The organism is Pseudorhizobium tarimense (assembly GCF_022968135.1).
Taxonomy (GTDB): domain Bacteria; phylum Pseudomonadota; class Alphaproteobacteria; order Rhizobiales; family Rhizobiaceae; genus Neorhizobium; species Neorhizobium tarimense.
The window spans coordinates 1-19,239 of record NZ_JALJRA010000007.1 but is presented as its reverse complement, the minus strand read 5'-3'; the positions used below and the strand labels follow the sequence as shown (position 1 = coordinate 19,239).

Genomic DNA, 19,239 nt, shown 5'->3' with positions numbered 1-19,239 from the left:
AAAAGGACACCGCCATGATCAAGACAACAACTATTCCGGGTCTTGCCTTCGCTGTTCAGGTCGAGGAGGTTAACCAGAGGGATGCCTCGGGTGGCTACCTATGCTACCTCGCCTCGCTCTACAGGCTAGATGCCAAGACGTCAGAAAGGCACCTCATCCGTCGTTCCCGCATCCCCGGCGCTGCCGACGAGATGCGCCACAAGATTCAACGTGATGGCATTGAGGCATTCCATCGCTTTCGTGACACCGCATAAGTCAGGAGAGGCAATAATGTTGGCACTTCGCATCCTGTCTATTCCGGCGGCCATGACAATCTTCTCGTTGCTCTACACCGCCTCGATCAAGGCACCACACGTCGCTGCGATGATTGGCGCTTCGGCAGGGGCGATCATGTTCGCGGCACGTCTCTCCCGTTTCTTATTTTCCGAGGAATTCAAGAACTCGCGTCTGCAAGCATCTATTGCGCAAATCAAGACCTCAGACACCGATGACGTCTTGAATTAAGATATTGAAATGATTTGAATTTCTGGACCTTAATAATTTGCCAATTTCGGTCTTTCCTATCATTATACAGCCATTCTCCTAATCTGGAGAACCTCAGTCTAGCAACGCCGGACCTTACACTTTCCGGCGGACGGCGAAGCTATGTTAAATTAAAGTGAGACTCATAATGTACTGCAAAAATTCAGCCCGGCGGGGCGGACCAGCCGTCAATAGGGCCAACAGAAGTACTCCCAGCTTCTCTGCACCAGTAGAGGAGACAGAAGAGTGACGATACGCTTCATTCCCTGGAGACCGGACCCAGACGTCTTCGGCGAGGCAGCGGGTCTCGCCGCAGGCAACCATGTTCTTGATCTGGTTTGGACGGAGACTAGCGGCGGCAAATTTGTATGGGATGTTGTCGAGGCCTGCGATCTCATCGCTAGAGGCGTTGCCCGAACCGCCGCCGATGCACGACAAGCAGCTGAAAATGCGGCTCGTCGATCACTGTTTTCTCTACCTTAGAAATTGGCACCGCCTCCACACCGAAGGCCACGGGTGGTGGAGACACCTCAATCGAACACAGGAATCTACAATGGACTACTTCAACACATGGAAGAGCCTGACCCCTATTCGAGATATGGCTCGCAGGCTCGGTTTCGACGTCGGCAGCTGCCACAGCTGGGACGACTACAGCTCCCGTTTCCAGGCAGCAAACGACCGAAACGTAGGACACATGGTCAAGAAGGCGAAGGAGATTGCGGGTGTCCTCTCGACTGGCGAACTCCCGGTGCTTCAGGCGATGCTTCACGCCGCTGACTTTTCACGGCAGGCCGACGAGATTTCAGACGAGCGAACATGGCGGCGTCTCGACCATACCTACGGCGACAACGCGACAGCCGTCGCGCTCGCCATCATGAGGCGCTGATACCGATGTCACACCCGACTGGTTGGGTGTGGCCAACACCATCCGCGAGGTACGCGGATAGACTTCAAACGTCGTATCAACGAACACCGGAGTGAGAAGCCCTGGCCAAGGAGCCTTGGATATCCTCCGCATACTCAAATCAACCAATTTTGGAGCGACTATGACTAATCTCACCCCAAAAGAAAGTAGAGCCGTCTACGATATTATGAACGCATTGGAGGAGTTGGGAGCGGCGCTCGGAAAGCTGTCCGGAGGTGCCAACACATTCATCAGCGAAGCTTGCGAGCGGCATCGGTATCCCGCCACGTTGGAACTGTGGAGGCAAGTTGCGGGCGGGCATGTTCCCGGCATTCCTGGAAGACATATCGACTTCATCAGGGAATCAATTCGCTGGCGACTCGACGGAGGCTGATCGCAGGCTGGGTCCGATGCAGAGAGCCAATCATAAGTTCGAGTAGGGCCTGCTGCTGAGGAAGCCGCCGGAGTAGACGTCTCGTTACTCCGGCGAGAGCTTGAGCAGCCTTCGACAGCGGTAAACATAGGTGCCGTAGTCCAACGCCACCGTGAATCCGAAGATGCCCTTGCGCGGTACGCCAACAAGGTCGTAGCCCCTGTCGGTATGCCTTCCAGTGATCCACTCAGGGAAATCAATAAGGCGGTGGCTGGCATTCGGGTAAACCCTCTGTTTCATCGTCTTGTAGTGGTGAGGATAACGCCCGTCCCACGCCTCGTAGTCTTCCCGATTATAAACCGGAATGTTCTGTGCCCAGGTTGAGCCTTCCTTGTCTTCGACTCTGCCGAACACGTAGCTAACTAACACTTGCGGCCGCACCTCCCCGGTGCGGAACCGTAGTTCAATCATCCAGGGATTCGACGCACACTTCGCGCTCTGGGCTGCCGCGGCCTGACGCTGCGCCGCCTCTCGACCTGAAATGAACTCCTCCCACGAGGGTTTCGCTACTGCCGGAGCGGCTGCGGCCAGAAGACCCAAGAGCGCCCCGGTAGCCAGCATCTTGACCCGAGGCCGAGAATCCGATGGCGTCACGGTCGCCACCTCCAATTGGCACTCATGATCAGAATCGCTGATGCCTGCACGGCTCCGAAAACAGTCAATGTCCAGATGGTCGCACCCAGATGTGGCATCCCAGACAGGCCACACATGCCACCAGCTGTGAAACCGCACGCGGTGAACAATAGGGTCTTCTTCATCGTCACTTTCCTCCCTTGGCTAGCCCCGCTATATTCATTTTCGGCAATCCGCCGCGTCCCGCAAGCGAAAGCATTCCGCCGACGGCCCCTGCCGCCAGACCGGACTCACCCGCTGTCCCCGGAAGCCCAAGCCATGAAAGAACGCGATCAGGGAGCGCCCAGCTCTGACCGTAGAGCTTCAGAGCGAGGTACCAAGTCAGGTACAGTTGCATCATTGACATAGTCAGGAACCCGACCAGTCCGACAACCGCACCGCCGGTTTGGGCCAAGAATGCCGTGGCCCACATCGCGTCCAGTGCACGCAGCACCGCGTCGAAGACCGGGTAGGAGCCGCAAAACGCCAGGATCGCCAGCACCGGACGGAGACCGATGTTGACAATCAGCAACAGCCCCATCCTGACGCTTTCGCCGGCAAGTTCTTCGGCACCGTCCAACCGCATCCACCTCATCGCCCACAGAGGCAGCGCGATCATAGCTTCGAGTAAGGCGGCGACGAGCGCAGCACCCGACATGATGATGAAGATAAAAGGCAAGGCGGGTATCAGATACGCTCGTACCGTGCCGATGACCATCAGTCCCCCGACCACCCATCGTGACCAGTCCAAGAGCCATTCAGCCGCTCCACTGGCTCCCACAGTGTCGGCGAACCAGTTGGTGGATACGGCCGCCAACGCTGCTCCTGCTCCTATCGCTGTCCAACCCAGTGAGATCATCGCATGTCCAGAGGAGATCAGATTCGACATTGCGTCACCGGACCTCTCCGAGCGCACTGCACTCCATTCCGCCAGCCCACGGGCGATGGGAGCCAGCATCCTGGTCAGGAAGTCGGCACTCTGGTCCCCGGTGGTCGCAAAATCATTAGCCGAAAGCCGGGCCCGATCAGCCTCCCCCGAAACCTGCAGATCGAGTATTGCGAAAGCACGCTCCAGCGCCTGTCCGAAATCACCATCGGCCCGGGGTGGAGAATCCTCCAGATTTTCATTCGCCAGTGTCGTTGTCAGCTCGCTGATCTGGCTCAAGGAGCGAAAGTATGTGCCGGCGGAGAGGAATCCTTCGAGTCTTGCATTTTCGATGAGCGCCGCCCGCGACGCCTTCTCTACATGCGACGCAGCCGTCTCTGCGGCACTTGTGATCTTGCCGTCAAACGCTGCTCCCTTCTCACGTATGGCTTGTAGGATCGTAGCGGAAAGCACCTTCCCCGAAACTGCACGGCTCACGGCATCGGCAGAGGAAAGACCAGCTGTTTCTGCAGCCAGCTTCGCATAGCGTTGCGCCTCGTCTCGGAATGCTGAGACGATGTCGGCGACCGCCTCCCGGCGTGAACTTCCGAATTCCCTCTGCCCATCCGGTAGAGAATAGGAGTAGTGTCCGCACGTTGGTCCGTAGCTCCAGACAACCCTGTTGGAGTGGCCTGAGAACCCACCGGAGGAGATCGAACCCTCACCACGGGGCACAGGCACCTCCCACCCCCATGTCGAACCGGCACGGTTATAGACGGCGGCACATATCTCGTGACGGAGTATAGAAAGAGCGACGGTTGAGCCTGACGACGACGCCGGCAGTATCGTGGTTTCTCCGGCCGCAACCGTTTTGACGAACACCCCCCATGCCGCGTCGGCCATGTTGATCCCACCCCGTGCGACGACATCGCGGAGCAGGTAATGTGCGGGCGAAAACCCCGTCGCTGGCGTCGGAAGCAGGAGGCCCAATCCGATGATGATCCGCAGCGGCGTCCATATCTGGTGCCAGCGATCGCCGAGGGTCTTGCCGGTGTAGGCGCTCTGTACGACGCCTGAAACGATGCCATAGGCGAGGATGACGGTGCAAAGGGCAAAGAGCGAAGACGTGAAAACCCTCAGCGTTTGACCCCATGGTGAACTCGCATCTGTGGGCAACACCGTGGTGACGATTTTCCAGGCCAAGTTCGAGGACGAGGGTTCGGCGAGAAGGTCGATCATTTCGGGCCTCCTGGGCCTTTAGGGCCTTCTGTGCCGTCAGGACCGTCAGGATCAGGTTCATCTCCCGTCTCAGGCTCATCGGAAGGGGACTCATCCAGGTCCAGTGCCCTATCCTCAGTCTGGGTTGGCACCACGCTGATCCGTGGCAACAACAAGAGCGGCGGACCGGGTCGGGCAGACGCCGCCGATCCTGCCTTGCCAGCTTTCCCCGTATCGTCACCCGAACCAGCGACATCGTCGGGCGTGGGCAAACCTAGCTGCTTCAGAAGCTCCTTGTTCTCGGCCACTCGATCGAGGATTTTCTGTCCAAGTGCCGCCAACGTCGGAAGAGAATGCCAGATGGCGGCGAGACGAGGACTCTCGCATGGCTGCATCCCTGTCTCATTGAGGATTTGCGCGTGAAGCTGGACACGCTGTTCCAGTGTCCGCCACCCGACGGCGTCTGCGTTGGACGCAAGTCGTTCAAGGTACGCCAGGAGCGCCGGGCTTTCGCGCTCCAGAAACCTTTCCCGATGGTGGGTTGGACGCCCACGAACAACCATGCACCAGCGAACGATGTCTACCGCCGCACCGTGAGCCGGGTGAAGGTGCCGCATCCCCATCCTGCGGAGTACGTCGTGGGCGTTCTGCCAGAAAACTGCTTCGGCTGTGTTCGTCATGGTGCTGGCACTCCCGGCGTCGGTTGTTCTTCGGTCGCGGCCGCGAGTGCCTCAGAGAGCCGGCGTATGCGGTGGTGCGCCGCCGCGAGTGTCTGCGCCTGCTGGCGCGCGAAGTGTCGGGCGGAAGCTGCTTGCCTTTCGGCCTCCCGGCGGGAGATGTCAGCTTCTTTAGCCTTCGCCCTCGCCTGTTCCGCAGCGGCCGCTACCGTGGCAATATCGGCCGCGAATTCCTGCCGAATGCTGTCACGCAATGACGACTGACGGACTCCATCGACGAGAGAACGAACGGCTCCTCCGACACCCTTGAGGCGTTCGGCGGAGACCTTCGCCGTCTCCGCATCCGCTTTGATCGCCGCCGCCGTCTGTCTTGTTCGGTCGATGTAAGCGCGCCCCCTCGCCTCCACCACGGCGGCCCGTTGCACAGCCCTTTTCAGCGAGGCCGCCTGGGCCTTCTCAGCGTGCCATTGCGCCCTCGTCAGACGTCGCTTCCCCGCTCCGAGGCGGGTCAGCCCTGCAGGGATTGCAACCTTGTCGTGGTAGTCGTCCAGCCAGTCCCGCATGCCCGCGACATATGCGCGGTCAGCCCGCTTCCCCATGGCTTTCTTATCTTCTCCGGGGAGCGGGCCGGCGGCGAGGACAGCGTTCTTCGCCGGATAGCCAGGATGGAGGAGACCTGCCCGCATTTCGGGGTCATCGGGCAGGAGATAGGCGTGGAGGTGGGGGTGGCTTTCGTCAGTGTGACGAAGGACAGACTCCAAACGGTCGCCATACTTCTCTCGAAGCCAGGCAATCGACCGCTGCTCCCAGTCGGCGACGTCACGGCGGACATCCGCGCTGGCGTGGTATTCGTCCATCGTGACGGGGTGAGAGAAGATCAGGCCGGCTAAGGTATTCTGGTCCTTGCGGATCGCCTTCAGCGAAGTCTTGCCATTTCTGTCTGTACGCGGCGTCTTTGCGGCTGCCGCCCGTTCGTCGTGGAGCGCCCGCACCTCTTCCGCACCGAGACCAAAGACGACCTCCGGTGCCCGCGGCGATGGGACATGCACCGAAGCCGAGGGCACCCGTGAGACCTCATCGAAGATGTAATCGGTAGTCCGTCCCGCCTTACCGGAACGGCTGTAGAGCTCGATACGCGCAAACTGATATGCCAAGGAAAGCACTCGGGCGAATAGCCAAAGTGTGCCTGCCGGCGGTCAGAAAACAAAGTGAAAGTAAATTGTATAGACCGAATACAGCTTATCACTGCGTTCTAAGCATCGGCGTTCGAAAAAGCACTCGAAATAAAGCTACCTTACTGATCTAGGAGAGCTGGGGAACCCTCAACCGCTATATAGTCGCGTTTCGCCCGCCGGTAGAAAGCGCCTGTAACCTCTATTTTAGCACCCCCGCGAAATCTATCATCTAGCAGCAACTCGTCAAAAGGCCCAGAATCCACGCCGCATGTGATCTCTCGACCTCCCGCTGTCTCGACAACGAATGTCCGCCTTTTGCTGTTTATGATGGTTATCTTACCGGTCGCTGTACGCCGTTTGCCAATCATCGAGATGTATGCCTTTTTCAGGCGCTCCCCCGCGTCCTCATCGACAACAATCGAACGATGACCATTCGGCAAAGAGGCGTTGAATTCCACCTTGCTGAACTCCGAGTCTTCATTGGGGATGAGGTCCTGAAGGTTTGTCAGCAGGTGCATATGGCGCTCTGCTACTTCTCTCATTTGACCGTCTACCTCCGTTTCCTTCAACAGCTGGCCAATCTCGATGAAGAAGTCCTCACGGGACCTATCAAAGAAACCCTCCATCGCGTCCCGCTCTAGATCGGGGCGCTTGAGGTGCTTGCGCACGTTCCCGAGTTTAAGAGACGGGGATTCAATGTTGAGGATCAATGACCCAAATGCTGGTTCTAACAACCGGAAATCAAAAGTCGCACTCTTGGTATTTTGAAGAGCCGCCGGAGCTATTAGACGCCTCGACGCATCGTACACCCTATCTACTAAGTTTCTGAATGTACTAAAAAGCATGCTCTTACGAGAAAGCCGGTCCCCTGAGAAACGCACGGAAAAATATGAATTAACCTGCTCAATTGTGTCAGGGACAGAGGCGGCTCCCGGGATGATACTCCTACCATGGTCGGGAAGCAGGTCTGCAGGCATATCGTCGGGATGGACATCCCAGCATCGCTCGAGACGAAGACCATCTAACTCAATGATGAAGCAGGGCTCCGACATAACGCCACCACGAACAGACATCTCCCCCTTACGGATTGCCGAGATCACTTCATCAGAGACTGTACCGACAGCGTAGAGTTCTGTTTCCTCACTTTCGTCAATCCGAGAGAAAAGAACTCGGAACATGCCGAATGCAGCCGTAAAGATCATCGGCCCGTCGAATTCATATAGTACTTGGTCTATAACTATTGGACCTGCAACCGAGATATCTAGAGGCTGTTTATCTGGCGTCCACATGGTCAAGCCTGATCCGGGTATCTATGGATGGCGCAACGCGAAACAACATCCACTCCAAGCGCCTTCCAAAAAGTGTGGTGCCGCGGCTGAGTATTTGAAGGCGTGTTCTTGATAACACCATCGCCAGGCCCGACCGTAGCAACTACAATGTGCCGTTTTCTCCAGAACGGGAAGAGTGTCAAAGCAGTGTCGATCCCCTGCTGATCGACCCAAACTGAACATCCCCAACACTGGCAATTTTGGTCGTCTGCGTGCTTCGCCTTGCGCTCCACGTCAGAATCGAATTCGTCAGGGCTCAATGGATGGTTCCTGACTACCCTATAAATGGGGCCTCGGGCTGAGGAGGCGTCGTTCGGCGGACAATTGGAAAGCGTAGTAGAGTATTTCTGCATGAACCATGCCACCACTTAAAACGACGACAACCTGCCTGATGCAACCTTAGATCGTTGTTATTGGAGGTCTGGCTTGCCGTCAATACGTCTGCTTGGTGACTTCTTACCCCCAGTGTTGCACAAGCACATCGCACTGAGAGAGAGCAATCGGACGGCAAGACCTCCGGCTTCCGCGCTTTCATCCCGCCCTGGCGAGCAAAATCTGCTTCCTAACTCGGGGCACCTCTGCATTTGCTAACCATGCATCATGTTGATCTTGTACGGCACTCCCTCGAGGTCCACGTCTTACACTAACGCAACTCTCACCTCGAAGGCGAAGTAATGGACAAGCTGCTTTCTAACGCTATCGATTCCATTGAGGTCGGGATGGAAGATTTCCAGAACGGCTCGGAGCGACGTCTCGTGTCTGCAGTTCGCAACGTATATGCTGGACTTCTCCTCCTCGCGAAGGCGGTGCTTTGGGAGAACTCTCCGAATAAAGATGGGAGCTTGATCTACTACACGAAGAACAAGTCCGACGGCACGGTGATGGTCAAGACCGGGAAAACCATTGACGTGAAAACAATTCAGGAGCGGTTCACGAATCTCGGTTTCAATCCAGACTGGGCTCCCCTTGACACAATTCAAGGTTACCGAAACGACATTGAACATTTCTATTCGACCGTCCGCCCAGCTGTCGTTCAGGAACAACTCGGCCGGGCGCTGCCGCTCATTCAGACTTTGATGGGCGAGTACTTGGAAGCGGACCCAAAGGACCACTTCTCCCCTGAATGCTGGAAGGCGTTGTTGGAGTCGAAGGACTTCTTCGACGCTATGCAGAAGACCTGTATCGATACGTTCGCGGACATCGAATGGGAATCTGACGAAGTCCCATTTCCCAAAACACACCTCCGATGCATGAGCAAAGACTGCGGCTCATATTTGATAGCCCAACAGTGGCCGGATCAAACAGAACATCTCCACATGGAACTAATATGCCGAGAATGCGGATCAACGCCTGACGTGGAGGACGTTCTTGAGGCTGCCTTGAAAGAAAGCACTGCGGCGGACGCCTACATTGCCGCTAAGAACGGCGAAAGGCCTCCGCTCGCGCGTTGTCCATCCTGCTTCCGTGACACCTTTCTTCCGGACATAGGGAAATGCATGATCTGTGATTTCCAACTCCAAGATAGGTGCGAAGTCTGCGGCGCAGACATGGATATCGATGATTACAATCCTGACTTTGAAGGCATGTGCGCGTCCTGCGCGCACTCACTACAGAAGGCATGGTATGACTAGGTGGACTGGTCGCCCTTTAGGTCCTCGATCAGCAAGTCCATTTGCTGCGGGGAGCGGATGTGTTCATCTACCTTGATCACTGCATACTCTGTTTTCAGTCCGCCGCCAGTCTGAGTCTGCGTGACTCGCACCTGACAGACGAGGACGTCACCCTTCGTGAAGGATATCTGCTGATGGTCCACTTTATACAGGAAATCCTTATCCTCGATGATCGCACTGATCTGCGAATTGCCATCGTGTAAACGCCATTTGTTGTCTTCCTTAAAAGCAAGGGAGACGATTGAGAATGCGGCCTTTCGGGTGTCCTCGAGTAGGACCTTGCCGTCAGGCTCGGGCGATACGAAGTAGGAGGCCTCGCTCTTATCGACTTCTTCGGCGACTTTCTTCGCCTCGATGACCCTGAACTGGTCTATCCCCGACTTCCGCAGAGGATCGGTGATCACACCTTCAAGCGCCTTGCGAACCGCGAGGTCCTGATAGAGACGAAGCAACTCCAATGGTACGTCGGTCGACTGACCGTCAAAGGTCAGCCGGATTGTGTCCTCACTCAGCCTTTCCACCCGGTTGGGTTTCTTGCCTTTGTAGTTCTTGATCAGCCACAGAAGTGATGCACCCCCGGCTGCTCCAGTGAGCACCAGTTCCTTCAGGTTGAGAGCCGCTGTAATCGCATCTCCGTTCAGAAGGAGTTTGGCCTGTTCATACAAAGACTGGATTATGTCGATTCCGATCTCGAACGATCCGGGGGCAGTGGCGACGACGTTGACCGTCATCTTCGGAGCGTCCGGGCCGTTCAGGGTGCGGTTCGCAGCATCGAACAACTGCCCAACGGCAAGCAATGCGGGTGCGAGGTCACGAACCTCCATGCTCCCATCTCGGACGGCGTCACCGTCATAAGCTATCGTCAGTCTAGCTTTGCTCACCTCAGACACCGTCGTTTCCCCCAGTAGGTATCGGGGGTTGGGTATCATATAATGCGTTAATCGTCCTATTCCTCAAGATAACTTGCGCTGAGTTTGCTGATGCGGATCAGGTTGGGTCATTCTTTTGGGGGTCGAGGCGACTGCGCCTTCCTTGAGGACAATTTTTGGGACCAGGCTTCGTAATTTCAGGCCTAGCGACCTGCGATATACGGGGTCAAATTCAGGCCGTCAGGCAAAGGTAGCGCGGCGAGGACGTCGATCTCATCCCGCTTCAACCGCTTTGAACCATATCCTTCCGAGACACCCCTGAGACTGTGCCCGGTCTGAAGGTCATGCGTCCGGCGATCTACTTTGGCCGTCCGCATGATGTCTTTGGCGGTGTGCCGTGTTGAGTGAAACGTGCTTTCGATCTCCTTGTGAATGCCGACCTTTCGCAGTTGTCCGTTCATCCGCTTTGATGCTGCACTGGCTGGCATCTTGACCACTTCCTTGCCGTGGTAGAACGCCCATGGAAACAGCCATCCCTCCGGCATCTTCTGGCAGTAGTCGATGAATCCGACCTCAACGAAGACGTGGTGGAGCGCAATAATGCGGGCGCTCGACTTTGTCTTGGTTCTTCGCACCATGGAGCTGCCGTCTGGGGATATCAGTTCCGTCGTCAGGTCGATGACCCAATGTCCGCCCTCGACCTCGTAAACGTCCTTCTTTTGAAGGTAAACCAACTCGGCGATACGAGCACCGGTCAGAGCACCGAGAAGTGGAAGCCACTTCATATCACCTCGGGCCTGTGTTGCTGCATGCGCAAACCACAGGTTCAGTTCCTCGGTCGTGAACGGCGTACGGTCCGTTGATTTACGAGCTTCCGAAGAAATCTGGATGTCGGCATCCGCAAGTGGCGATCGGAACTGATGCTCGGCACCCATGTGCCGGAAGAACATTCGAAGCGGAGAGAAATAGTTCGTATCGATCGTTTTGGCGGTGAGGGTCTTGTGTCGTTTTCCCGCTGAGAGACGTTCGTTCTTCTCGGCCGCCTGTTCCTGCGTCAGATTCCGGAACTGGGGAAACTTTACGTAGTTGGCGGGGACCTTGACGAGGACGTTCGCGAACCGCTGGAATTCAAGGAACCGGTACTTGTTCACCGGCTTGTCCCCAGCAAACTCCATGAAATCCGTTAGACGATTATAATCCGTATCGACCTTCTTCTGGTCGATCCCGAGACCGCTGCGAACCTCGTGCCACGCTTCAAGCGCCTCCGACATCAACGGCCTCTGAGGTCCACCATCAAGCATGGTCTGGACGGCTGAGGATAAGGAAGCGAACCCCGACAGCAGCTCGGCGACGTCGGCGTCGCGTTTCTTGCCCGCCTTCGACGTCTTGAATTCTTCCGCAAGAGATAGGGCGGTCTTGCGCAACTGCATGATACCCTCCCCCAGTCGTTCGACGTCTCGTCGTGCATCTCCCGCCCTGCTGCCAAGTTCGATCAGATGTCGCGCTTCAGCTGTCTTCAGAGCAATCTCTGACTTTCGCTCCACGGCCTCGACAATGCGTTCCTGGCGCTCATGACCATCCTCAATCTCTGCACACAGCTCACTGACAATGCCTTGGAGCTGGGAAATGATAATGTCTCTGATCTCATCCACGGCCAGATCAACCTTTGTCCTTCCGAGGCCTTGGAATACCGCTTCAACGTGACCAGCCAGTAAACGGGCGATCGTCCTGGCCTGTATGGCGTTAAGGTGGCCGAGGTTCAGCCGGATCGGGCTGGACCCCAGAGAAGGCTGCAACTGCAGAGGGATTCGGCGCTGGAATCGATAGCCGGAGGGGCGACGTGTAAGATACATCACGATCTGGGTACTCCCGTGGGTACAATGCCCGCGCAAGCGACAGAAACGTGAATGAAATCAATGCCTAAGGCGATGGCGGAGAGGATGGGATTCGAACCCACGATACGCTTTTGACGTATACTCCCTTAGCAGGGGAGCGCCTTCGACCACTCGGCCACCTCTCCGGTCGGGCCTGATTATGTCGGATGAATAGCGATTGCAAGGGCTTTTCGCCGCGCCTCAGGATTTCTCCCCGGCGGCGGCGGCTCGGTTGCAGGCAGTGGGATCAGTAGCTGGAAGGGCCGCCCGTCTGAGGCGTTCCGCGACCGTAGCGGCCGGCGAGACGACGCAGCACCGCGGCGAATTCCGCGACATCCGCGCCGACAGCGACAAATCGGGCGCCGAGGTCGATGTAGCGGAGGTTTAGCGCTTCGCTGAATGTCAGTATGCCCGCAGCCTTGCCGGCGCCGGTGATCGTGGCGATCGCCTTTTCGATCACCTCCTGCACCTCCGGCGCTTCGATGCGTCCGAGATACCCCATGTCTGCAGAAAGGTCGGCCGGGCCGATGAAGATGCCGTCGATGCCTTCCACGGCTGCAATGTTCTCAAGATCGGCGATCGCCGCCCGCGTCTCGACCTGTACCAGCAGGCTAATTTCGTCGCCGGCCGTTTCGGCATAGTCGGTGATCGTGCCGAAGCCGGAGGCGCGGGCGACGACCGCTCCGACGCCACGGATACCGTTCGGCGGGTAGCGCACCGCCTGGACGAGCGCCCTCGCCTGCTCCGCCGAATCGACCATCGGCACCAGCAGCGTGCGGGCCCCGGCGTCGAGCAACTGCTTGATCATCCAGGACTCGCCCATCGGCGGCCGAACGACGGCTTCCGCCGATGAAGAGGCCAACGCCTGGAGCTGGGAAATGATGCTGCGAAGGTCGTTCGGCCCATGCTCGCCGTCGATCACCAGCCAGTCGAAGCCTGCCGTGCCGGCAAGCTCGGCCAGGAGCGGCTCGCCGGTGTTCAGCCAGAGGCCGATCTGCGGCCGGCCCTCGCGGAGAGCAGCCTTGAAGAGGTTCTTGGGGACAGGCATCGTGAGGAAATCCTAGGCAAGCAGTTGTTTGAGATCGGCACTTGGGTCGGCGAGCAGCCTCCGGTCCGGCTCGCGGCCGAGATCGAGGAGCTTCTTGCCCGTGACATAGGCCTTGGCGTCGTTGATCGCATCGACCGCGAGGAAGCGTCCCTCGCGGAAATACCAGACGGAGACACTGCCTTCGCGTGCACCTGGCCGTACGAGCCTTTCGTCATAGCCGAGGTTAAATCCGGCGATCTGCAGCTTCACGTCGTACTGATCGGACCAGAACCATGGCTTCGGCTCGTAGGGCACACTTCCGCCGGCAAGGATTCCGGCGATTGCCTCCGCTTGGTCGACGGCATTCTGTACCGATTCCAGACGAACATGCCGACCCTTCCACGGCAACAGCGTGCAGTCTCCGGCAGCGACGATATGCGGATCGGAGGTACGGCCGAAGGCATCGACAATGACGCCATTGCCGACGTCGAGGCTGCTTTCCTGCGCCAGCCGGTCGTTCGGCGTCACGCCGATGCCGACAAGGACGAAGTCGAGTTCGATCGTCGTGCCGTCGGAGAGTTCGGCTCCCGAGACCCTGCCGTCCTTGCCGATAAGCCGCACAAGCCCGGTCTTCTCCCGGATTGAAACGCCGTGTTCGAGGTGGATCTTGCGGATGATCTCGGCCGTTTCGCCCGAGGCGACGCGGGACAGAATGCGGTCGGCCATCTCGATCAGCGTCACCTCGACGCCGAGGTGGCGGGCAACCGCTGCCGCCTCCAGCCCGATATAGCCGCCGCCGATCACGAGAAGCCGCCGGCCAGCACGCATTTCGCCCGCGAGTTCGTCGGCGTCGCGCTTGGCTCGCATCACGTAGACGCCGTCGAGATCACCCCCTACCGACGGGGGCAGTTGACGGGGCGTGGCACCGGTGGTGAGGGCCAAGGTGGCGTAGTCGAGGGTGGAGCCGTCCTGCATGCGGATGCGCTGAGCGTTGCGGTCGATCTCCTCGACGAAGGTGGAGAGTCGCACGTCCACATCGTTTTCGGCATACCACGCGTCCGGACGAAAGGTCAGGCGGTCGAAAGCCATTTCGCCGAGCAGGTATTTCTTCGACAGCGGCGGACGCTGATAGGGGTGAACTTCTTCCGCACCGACAAGCGTGATTGGCCGCACGTCCTTCAGCGCACGAAGCTTCGCTGCCAGTGCAAAGGCCGCCTGCCCTGCCCCCACGATCACAAGCCTGTCCGTCAAAGGCGTCCTCTCCTAGCATCGCCGAGTCCCAGTCCGGATTTGGGTAGCCCCGGGAATCGATGCCGTCAACCAGCGGCAGGATGAGCTGCCCCCGACAGTCTCCCGCAGGGGCTGCGACGCAGACCCGCATTTCGACGTTCCACGTTCAGGATGTGTTAGTTGAAATGCGGTAGAATGGGTTCGTGAGGAGATAGAAGGAGGGTGTCATGCCTTTGATCATGGACCGCGACCCAAAGCAGAACATCCCGCCGGATCAGACATTCGAGAAGTTCACGATCGACCGTCCGGGCAAGATCATCTTCGTCGGCCATCACCTCAGCACCAACACGCATCTGCGCTGCCTGATCCGCACGATCTCGCTCTATGGCGCAGAACTGGAGGTCAGCCCGCACGTGCCGGTGCCGAACAACTTCTTCCTCGAAATCCTCGGCATCCATGACGAGATCGGCTGCACCCTAATCCGGCGGGAGGAGGAGAAGGTGACGATCGGCTTCAACATGCTGATCGACTCGGAGTTTCTCCATCATGTGATCCGACTGAGCTTCGAAACCGGCCAGTGAAAGATCGTTCGGCAGGTGTTGAATGCGGGGCGCGCTCGCCGGCGCGCGCCGAGTGAAGCCTCGCCATCAGGGGCACGAGCCAGAGCAGCCCTTCCCACTCCGGTCCTTCAAGCGAATCGGTGAAAGCCTGCCTTTTCCGCTCTGCCTGATCGTGGATCTCGATCCAGATCGGCACCCAGTTCAGCAGCATGCTAGCCTCCAGCATCATCGCCCTTCACCAGGAGCTAGTCTGCCGGAGGCTTCGTGGTAGAAGCGTGGACCGCACGGGGCTGAGCTCGCCAACCATCGGGCGCAGAATCTGCCGCTGGAACGCGCCACAGGCCGCACGCTCTTCGTCCGTAGCCAGCGCGGCTATCGGCTGACGCCGGACGGCGAGATGCTTCTGGCGCATGTGAAAGCGATGCAGGAGACGGCGGACAAGATCGCCTGCTGGCGAGGACATGCCTTTGAACTGCCGATCGTCTCCCTTGGTGCAGATGCATGGATCGCCGCCTTCGTGACCGAACATACTCGGGAAATCCGCGGGCCGCAGGACCGGTCTCGGCTCTGCTGCCAGCGGCACCATGGCGGCATCGACTTCACCGCGCGATGGACATTGCCCTAAAGAGAACGCGGCCGGAAACTGGCAATCTTGCCATCCGCAAGTCGGTAGAGATCGCCCATGCCGTCTACAAACGGCGCGACGCGGAGCAGACTTTACCGAAGTGGGTTCGCTTGGCACCGAAGGCGCCCACGCGCCCGCCGATTGTTGGGCCTTCGAGCATCACGAAGGAGAGATCCACAGCTTGGTGAACGCGCCGGAACTGCTGCTGCGGCTGATCCTCGCCGGGAATGGCCGAGGCGTCCTTCCATATTTCGTCGCAGATGCGGTGCCGGATCTGGAGCGGGAGGGCGGGATCACTAATACCTCACCTATACGCTCTGGATCGTCGCTCATGATGATGACCGCCACCGCCCGGAAATGCGGTTGGTGACGGACCGCCTGGCGGCACTCTTGAAGAAGAACGAGGATGTGCTCGCCGGCCGAACCGCATGCGTGGCGAGAGGGCTTGCGCGGCCCTCAAACCCGCTTATGGTCGAGCGATTCCAGCAGCCAGGTTCTCGCAATGACCGCCTTTTCCCGCTTTACCCCACTCATCAGCGCCCTTCCCGCAACCGTTCCCTTTGTCGGCCCGGAGGCAATTGAGCGCAATCGCGGCCTTGCCGTCAAAGCGCGGATCGGTGCGAACGAGAACGGCTTTGGACCCGCGCCTTCCGTACTGCAGGCAATCTGCGAGGCGGCGGCGTCCACCTGGAAGTACAACGACCCTGAGAACTTTGCGCTGAAACAGGCGCTTGCCGGTCACCTGAAGTGTCGGCCGGAGACCATCGCCGTTGGCGAAGGCATCGACGCGCTGCTGGGACAGATCGTCCGGATGGTGATCGAGCCGGGCATGGCAGTGGTCACGTCCTTTGGCGCCTATCCGACCTTCAACTTCCACGTGACCGGCCATGGCGGCCGGCTCGTCACGGTGCCCTATGTTGATGACCGGGAAGACCTGAACGGTCTGCTCGAGACTGTGCGCCAGGAAAACCCGCCGCTCGTCTATTTCGCCAACCCTGACAACCCGATGGGAAGCTGGTGGGATGCCGACAGCATCGTCTCCTTTGCAAAGGCGGTGCCGGAGACGACGCTCCTCGTTCTCGACGAAGCTTACTGCGAGACAGCACCTGCGGGATCGACACCGCCGATCGCGGCTCTGATCGACCGGCCGAATGTCATCCGCACGCGCACCTTCTCAAAAGCCTACGGGCTCGCCGGTGCCCGCATCGGCTATGCGATCTCGACACCCGGTACGGCGGCAGCCTTCGACAAGATCCGCAATCATTTCGGCATGGCGCGCATCAGCACGGAAGCAGCCCTCGCGGCGTTGGCCGACCAAGCCTATCTTGAAAAGGTCGTTGGAAAGATTGCCGCATCGCGCGATCGGATTGCGGGAATTGCGCGGGCCAACGGGCTTGTGCCGCTTGCCTCCGCCACCAATTTCGTCGCGGTAGACTGCGGCCGGGACGGTGCCTATTCCAAGACGATCGTCGGCGGGCTGATGGAGCACGGCGTGTTCATCCGCATGCCGGGTGTGGCGCCGCTCAACCGATGCATCCGCATCAGCGCCGGGCCGGAGTCGGACATGGCGCTTCTGGAAGAAGCCCTGCCCCAGGTTCTGAAGAGCCTCTGACGCAAAAGCCGCGCCAGCGCAGTTCAAGCTGCTCGCGGCTTATTTTTTGCTATTCGCATCGTTGGCGGTGAGGCGTGGCTGCCTTTTCTGCTGCACGCACGCAGCATCAGTGCATCGTCATCCATTCGCGGGCGGCTCGAAGGGCTGCCGCAAGTTCGGCCTTACTCATGGTCTGGGCCAGATCCTGCCGGAGCTCGGCAGCGCGATCGGAGCCCTTGATCGCCGCGATGTTGAGCCATTTGTGGGCGGAAACGAGGTCGACGGCGCAGCCGCGGCCGGTCGCGTACATCAGCCCCATGTTGCAGAATGCCTCCGCACGGCTTTCGCCGCCCATGGTGGCATATTCGGTGTTTTGCATTTCAAAGCGTGCCATTGGTTTTGTCCCTGTTTGAACCTGCGTTGTCGAAATCCCTGTTTTCCCTTTCGGGTCCGGAGGATCGCCGTCTTCAAGCGGCCTATTGATCCATCCGGCGGCGGATTTTCCCGCTCGTTTGATGAGGACAGTATCGGCCGAATTTTCAAACAGGCGCCTAAAGAGAATGCTTAATTTGCTGAAAACAAAGTACAAATGCTTCGTAAAATTGATCTTCCGTTAAACATGGGGGCCCCTGCGAAGCAGGGCAAACAGCGAAAAATTTACGAAAACTTCAGTCGGTCCTTTCAAGCCTTTGCTAACCACGTCTCCACCGCCTGATTGGGACACCCGTTTCTCCCCGGCCTTCCTCGCCTGTTGAAAGCGCCTGCAAAATCGCCCCGACGGAATCGTTTTACCTTTACGTGCGGGTAAGGTATCTTCCTTTCGCTGCCTGCATGGCCGGCAATTGGAGGAGTAAGCGGGGCTTCTTGCGCCGCGTTGGGATGGAGAACATACATGATGCGTCATCTAATGCTGGCCGCTGCGGCCACATTGTTTGCCGGCGCGAGTATTGCGGCCGAACCAATCGAAGGTAGCTGGAAGACGGCAAGCGGTGAGACTGCCATCATCGGCTCCTGCGGCGGCGCCTACTGCGTCACGCTGAAGACCGGTAAGCATGCGGGCAAACAGATCGGCAAGCTTTCCGGCACCAATGGCACCTATACCGGCCAGATCACCGATCCAGCGAACAACAAGACCTATAGCGGCTCCGGAACCGTGAACGGCAACTCTCTGCAGATGAAGGGATGCGTGCTGAAGGTCCTGTGCAAGTCGCAGACCTGGACGCGGATTTAGCGAAGGCTGCGTCTGTCGACCATTAGCACTGTCGCCAGACGCTCGTCTTCGGCTCAGACTTCCATGCAGAGTTGCTGGTGCGATCGACGCCGGCCTGCATTTCCGAGCCCTCGAAAAATTTCTTCTTCTCTTTATAAGGGGAGCCCGGTCACGGGACCGCCCTTCTCGCCGCAAGACCGCCACATTTGCCTTCTTTGCGCCTGTGATCACATTCTCTTTCTCTGATTTTCGGAAACAGCGATCTGGAAGGAGAAAGTTCAATTCTCCTGAACCGTCGCGTACCGCCTATGGGGTGAGCGAATGCTCGCTCCCTTCCATTTGGTGGTTGCGCCTTCTTAAGGCACACCTGAACTGTCAATGTCTCTTTGACAGCGGATTTCGTTTTCTGGTCTTCCGCCCTCGCCTTTTCGATCCGATATCCATGGCCAGCGTCGAGGCCGACTGCACCGACCGCCAGGTCGAAGCGCTCGCGCTGTCGGTCCAGTCGTTCGAGATAAACGATACTGTCATGCACATTGGCCGGCGTCACATGGGTGTCAGTGATGATCGCATGGCGGCCATCGACGGTGCGATGATCGAGATAAAAGAAGCCCTTGGGCTTGCCGTCGCGCACCATGTAGCCGCTGTCCGGGTCTGTGCGACTGACCTTGGTCTCCTTCACCTCTGGCTCGCGTTCCTTCTCCTTCAGAGGCTTCTGGCCGTGGGCAGCACGCTCGGCCTCGACCGACCGGTCGAGATCGGCCCAGTAGTCTGCACGTGACTTCTGGAGCATCTCAAGATCATACTTGCCCTTGTTGGCGTTGGCCTTCAGATGCGTCGAATCCGTAT

At 58.4% G+C, this 19,239-nt stretch carries 19 protein-coding genes, 1 tRNA gene and 2 pseudogenes; 10 read left to right on the top strand and 12 right to left on the bottom strand.

Annotated features, from left to right (window positions below; translation table 11 throughout):
- Positions 1-14 precede the first annotated feature (14 nt).
- From MUU54_RS09570 to MUU54_RS09555, 4 genes are all read left to right on the top strand, one after another.
- On the top strand, positions 15-254 hold the full coding sequence (locus MUU54_RS09570; RefSeq protein WP_247243810.1) for a hypothetical protein: 240 nt from the start codon (positions 15-17) through the stop codon (positions 252-254).
- Between the two features lie 16 nt (positions 255-270).
- Complete coding sequence (locus tag MUU54_RS09565; protein ID WP_247243809.1) at positions 271-504, top strand: hypothetical protein; 234 nt, start codon at positions 271-273, stop codon at positions 502-504.
- A 571-nt stretch (positions 505-1,075) separates the two neighbouring features.
- A complete protein-coding gene (locus tag MUU54_RS09560) occupies positions 1,076-1,408 on the top strand; it encodes a hypothetical protein (RefSeq protein WP_247243808.1) in 333 nt (110 codons plus the stop codon).
- A gap of 160 nt (positions 1,409-1,568) precedes the next feature.
- Positions 1,569-1,820 carry a hypothetical protein gene (locus MUU54_RS09555; RefSeq protein ID WP_247243807.1) on the top strand — a complete coding sequence of 84 codons (252 nt, stop codon included), beginning with the start codon at positions 1,569-1,571 and terminating at the stop codon, positions 1,818-1,820.
- A gap of 84 nt (positions 1,821-1,904) precedes the next feature.
- Here the strand turns inward: MUU54_RS09555 and MUU54_RS09550 are convergent, their stop codons facing one another.
- The 4 genes from MUU54_RS09550 to MUU54_RS09535 form a co-directional block, all read right to left on the bottom strand.
- Entirely contained in the window at positions 1,905-2,453 is a 549-nt protein-coding gene (locus MUU54_RS09550; protein ID WP_247243806.1) for a hypothetical protein, read from the bottom strand.
- Positions 2,454-2,619: 166 nt separating this feature from the next.
- Positions 2,620-4,575, bottom strand: coding sequence for a DotA/TraY family protein (locus MUU54_RS09545; RefSeq protein WP_247243805.1), 1,956 nt, complete (start codon positions 4,573-4,575; stop codon positions 2,620-2,622).
- 655 nt (positions 4,576-5,230) lie between these two features.
- Positions 5,231-6,385, bottom strand: a complete 1,155-nt coding sequence (locus tag MUU54_RS09540; RefSeq protein ID WP_247243804.1) for a hypothetical protein — start codon at positions 6,383-6,385, stop codon at positions 5,231-5,233.
- Between the two features lie 140 nt (positions 6,386-6,525).
- Complete coding sequence (locus tag MUU54_RS09535; RefSeq protein ID WP_247243803.1) at positions 6,526-7,701, bottom strand: hypothetical protein; 1,176 nt, start codon at positions 7,699-7,701, stop codon at positions 6,526-6,528.
- A 707-nt stretch (positions 7,702-8,408) separates the two neighbouring features.
- On the opposite strand from MUU54_RS09535, the gene MUU54_RS09530 reads away from it, so the two are divergent.
- Complete coding sequence (locus tag MUU54_RS09530; protein WP_247243802.1) at positions 8,409-9,365, top strand: hypothetical protein; 957 nt, start codon at positions 8,409-8,411, stop codon at positions 9,363-9,365.
- On the opposite strand, the gene MUU54_RS09525 is transcribed toward MUU54_RS09530, so the two are convergent.
- The 6 genes and pseudogenes from MUU54_RS09525 to MUU54_RS09505 form a co-directional block, all read right to left on the bottom strand.
- Positions 9,362-10,333, bottom strand: coding sequence for an LAPAL motif-containing putative phage structural protein (locus tag MUU54_RS09525; RefSeq protein ID WP_494338236.1), 972 nt, complete (start codon positions 10,331-10,333; stop codon positions 9,362-9,364). The genes MUU54_RS09530 and MUU54_RS09525 overlap by 4 nt on opposite strands.
- A gap of 143 nt (positions 10,334-10,476) precedes the next feature.
- The gene (locus MUU54_RS24780; protein WP_247243800.1) at positions 10,477-11,925 is read right to left on the bottom strand and encodes a site-specific integrase; all 1,449 of its coding nucleotides are present in this window, start codon (positions 11,923-11,925) and stop codon (positions 10,477-10,479) included.
- Positions 11,926-11,961: 36 nt separating this feature from the next.
- Positions 11,962-12,126, bottom strand: a pseudogene (locus tag MUU54_RS25250) (DUF6538 domain-containing protein); the annotation flags it as partial.
- Positions 12,127-12,202: 76 nt separating this feature from the next.
- Positions 12,203-12,293 (bottom strand) — tRNA-Ser (locus MUU54_RS09515).
- A gap of 101 nt (positions 12,294-12,394) precedes the next feature.
- Positions 12,395-13,195, bottom strand: coding sequence for an HpcH/HpaI aldolase family protein (locus MUU54_RS09510; protein WP_247243799.1), 801 nt, complete (start codon positions 13,193-13,195; stop codon positions 12,395-12,397).
- 12 nt (positions 13,196-13,207) lie between these two features.
- Positions 13,208-14,425 carry an NAD(P)/FAD-dependent oxidoreductase gene (locus MUU54_RS09505; protein WP_247243798.1) on the bottom strand — a complete coding sequence of 406 codons (1,218 nt, stop codon included), beginning with the start codon at positions 14,423-14,425 and terminating at the stop codon, positions 13,208-13,210.
- Positions 14,426-14,631: 206 nt separating this feature from the next.
- Between MUU54_RS09505 and MUU54_RS09500 the strand changes: the two genes are divergently transcribed.
- From MUU54_RS09500 to MUU54_RS09485, 4 genes are all read left to right on the top strand, one after another.
- On the top strand, positions 14,632-14,985 hold the full coding sequence (locus MUU54_RS09500; RefSeq protein ID WP_247243797.1) for a hypothetical protein: 354 nt from the start codon (positions 14,632-14,634) through the stop codon (positions 14,983-14,985).
- Between the two features lie 376 nt (positions 14,986-15,361).
- Positions 15,362-15,589, top strand: coding sequence for a hypothetical protein (locus MUU54_RS09495; protein ID WP_247243796.1), 228 nt, complete (start codon positions 15,362-15,364; stop codon positions 15,587-15,589).
- 181 nt (positions 15,590-15,770) lie between these two features.
- Positions 15,771-15,959 (top strand): hypothetical protein, encoded by a 189-nt coding sequence (locus MUU54_RS09490; RefSeq protein WP_247243795.1) that lies wholly within the window; start codon positions 15,771-15,773, stop codon positions 15,957-15,959.
- A gap of 132 nt (positions 15,960-16,091) precedes the next feature.
- Positions 16,092-17,201, top strand: coding sequence for a pyridoxal phosphate-dependent aminotransferase (locus tag MUU54_RS09485; RefSeq protein ID WP_247243794.1), 1,110 nt, complete (start codon positions 16,092-16,094; stop codon positions 17,199-17,201).
- Between the two features lie 106 nt (positions 17,202-17,307).
- Here MUU54_RS09485 and MUU54_RS09480 read toward each other — a convergent pair whose 3' ends face one another.
- Positions 17,308-17,574: a sel1 repeat family protein gene (locus tag MUU54_RS09480; RefSeq protein WP_247244008.1), complete on the bottom strand. Its 267-nt coding sequence runs from the start codon at positions 17,572-17,574 to the stop codon at positions 17,308-17,310.
- Between the two features lie 498 nt (positions 17,575-18,072).
- Between MUU54_RS09480 and MUU54_RS09475 the strand changes: the two genes are divergently transcribed.
- Positions 18,073-18,411, top strand: a complete 339-nt coding sequence (locus MUU54_RS09475) for a DUF2147 domain-containing protein (RefSeq protein WP_247243793.1) — start codon at positions 18,073-18,075, stop codon at positions 18,409-18,411.
- Positions 18,412-18,832: 421 nt separating this feature from the next.
- Here MUU54_RS09475 and MUU54_RS09470 read toward each other — a convergent pair.
- Positions 18,833-19,239, bottom strand: a pseudogene (locus MUU54_RS09470) (IS5/IS1182 family transposase); the annotation flags it as partial.

Coding starts and splice junctions, on each gene's coding strand:
- MUU54_RS09570 (WP_247243810.1), top strand. CDS start 15: ATGATCAAGACAACAACTATTCCGGGTCTTGCCTTCGCTGTTCAGGTC.
- MUU54_RS09565 (WP_247243809.1), top strand. CDS start 271: ATGTTGGCACTTCGCATCCTGTCTATTCCGGCGGCCATGACAATCTTC.
- MUU54_RS09560 (WP_247243808.1), top strand. CDS start 1,076: ATGGACTACTTCAACACATGGAAGAGCCTGACCCCTATTCGAGATATG.
- MUU54_RS09555 (WP_247243807.1), top strand. CDS start 1,569: ATGACTAATCTCACCCCAAAAGAAAGTAGAGCCGTCTACGATATTATG.
- MUU54_RS09545 (WP_247243805.1), bottom strand. CDS start 4,575: ATGATCGACCTTCTCGCCGAACCCTCGTCCTCGAACTTGGCCTGGAAA.
- MUU54_RS09530 (WP_247243802.1), top strand. CDS start 8,409: ATGGACAAGCTGCTTTCTAACGCTATCGATTCCATTGAGGTCGGGATG.
- MUU54_RS09525 (WP_494338236.1), bottom strand. CDS start 10,333: ATGATACCCAACCCCCGATACCTACTGGGGGAAACGACGGTGTCTGAG.
- MUU54_RS09510 (WP_247243799.1), bottom strand. CDS start 13,195: ATGCCTGTCCCCAAGAACCTCTTCAAGGCTGCTCTCCGCGAGGGCCGG.
- MUU54_RS09500 (WP_247243797.1), top strand. CDS start 14,632: ATGCCTTTGATCATGGACCGCGACCCAAAGCAGAACATCCCGCCGGAT.
- MUU54_RS09495 (WP_247243796.1), top strand. CDS start 15,362: ATGCTTCTGGCGCATGTGAAAGCGATGCAGGAGACGGCGGACAAGATC.
- MUU54_RS09485 (WP_247243794.1), top strand. CDS start 16,092: ATGACCGCCTTTTCCCGCTTTACCCCACTCATCAGCGCCCTTCCCGCA.
- MUU54_RS09480 (WP_247244008.1), bottom strand. CDS start 17,574: ATGGCACGCTTTGAAATGCAAAACACCGAATATGCCACCATGGGCGGC.
- MUU54_RS09475 (WP_247243793.1), top strand. CDS start 18,073: ATGATGCGTCATCTAATGCTGGCCGCTGCGGCCACATTGTTTGCCGGC.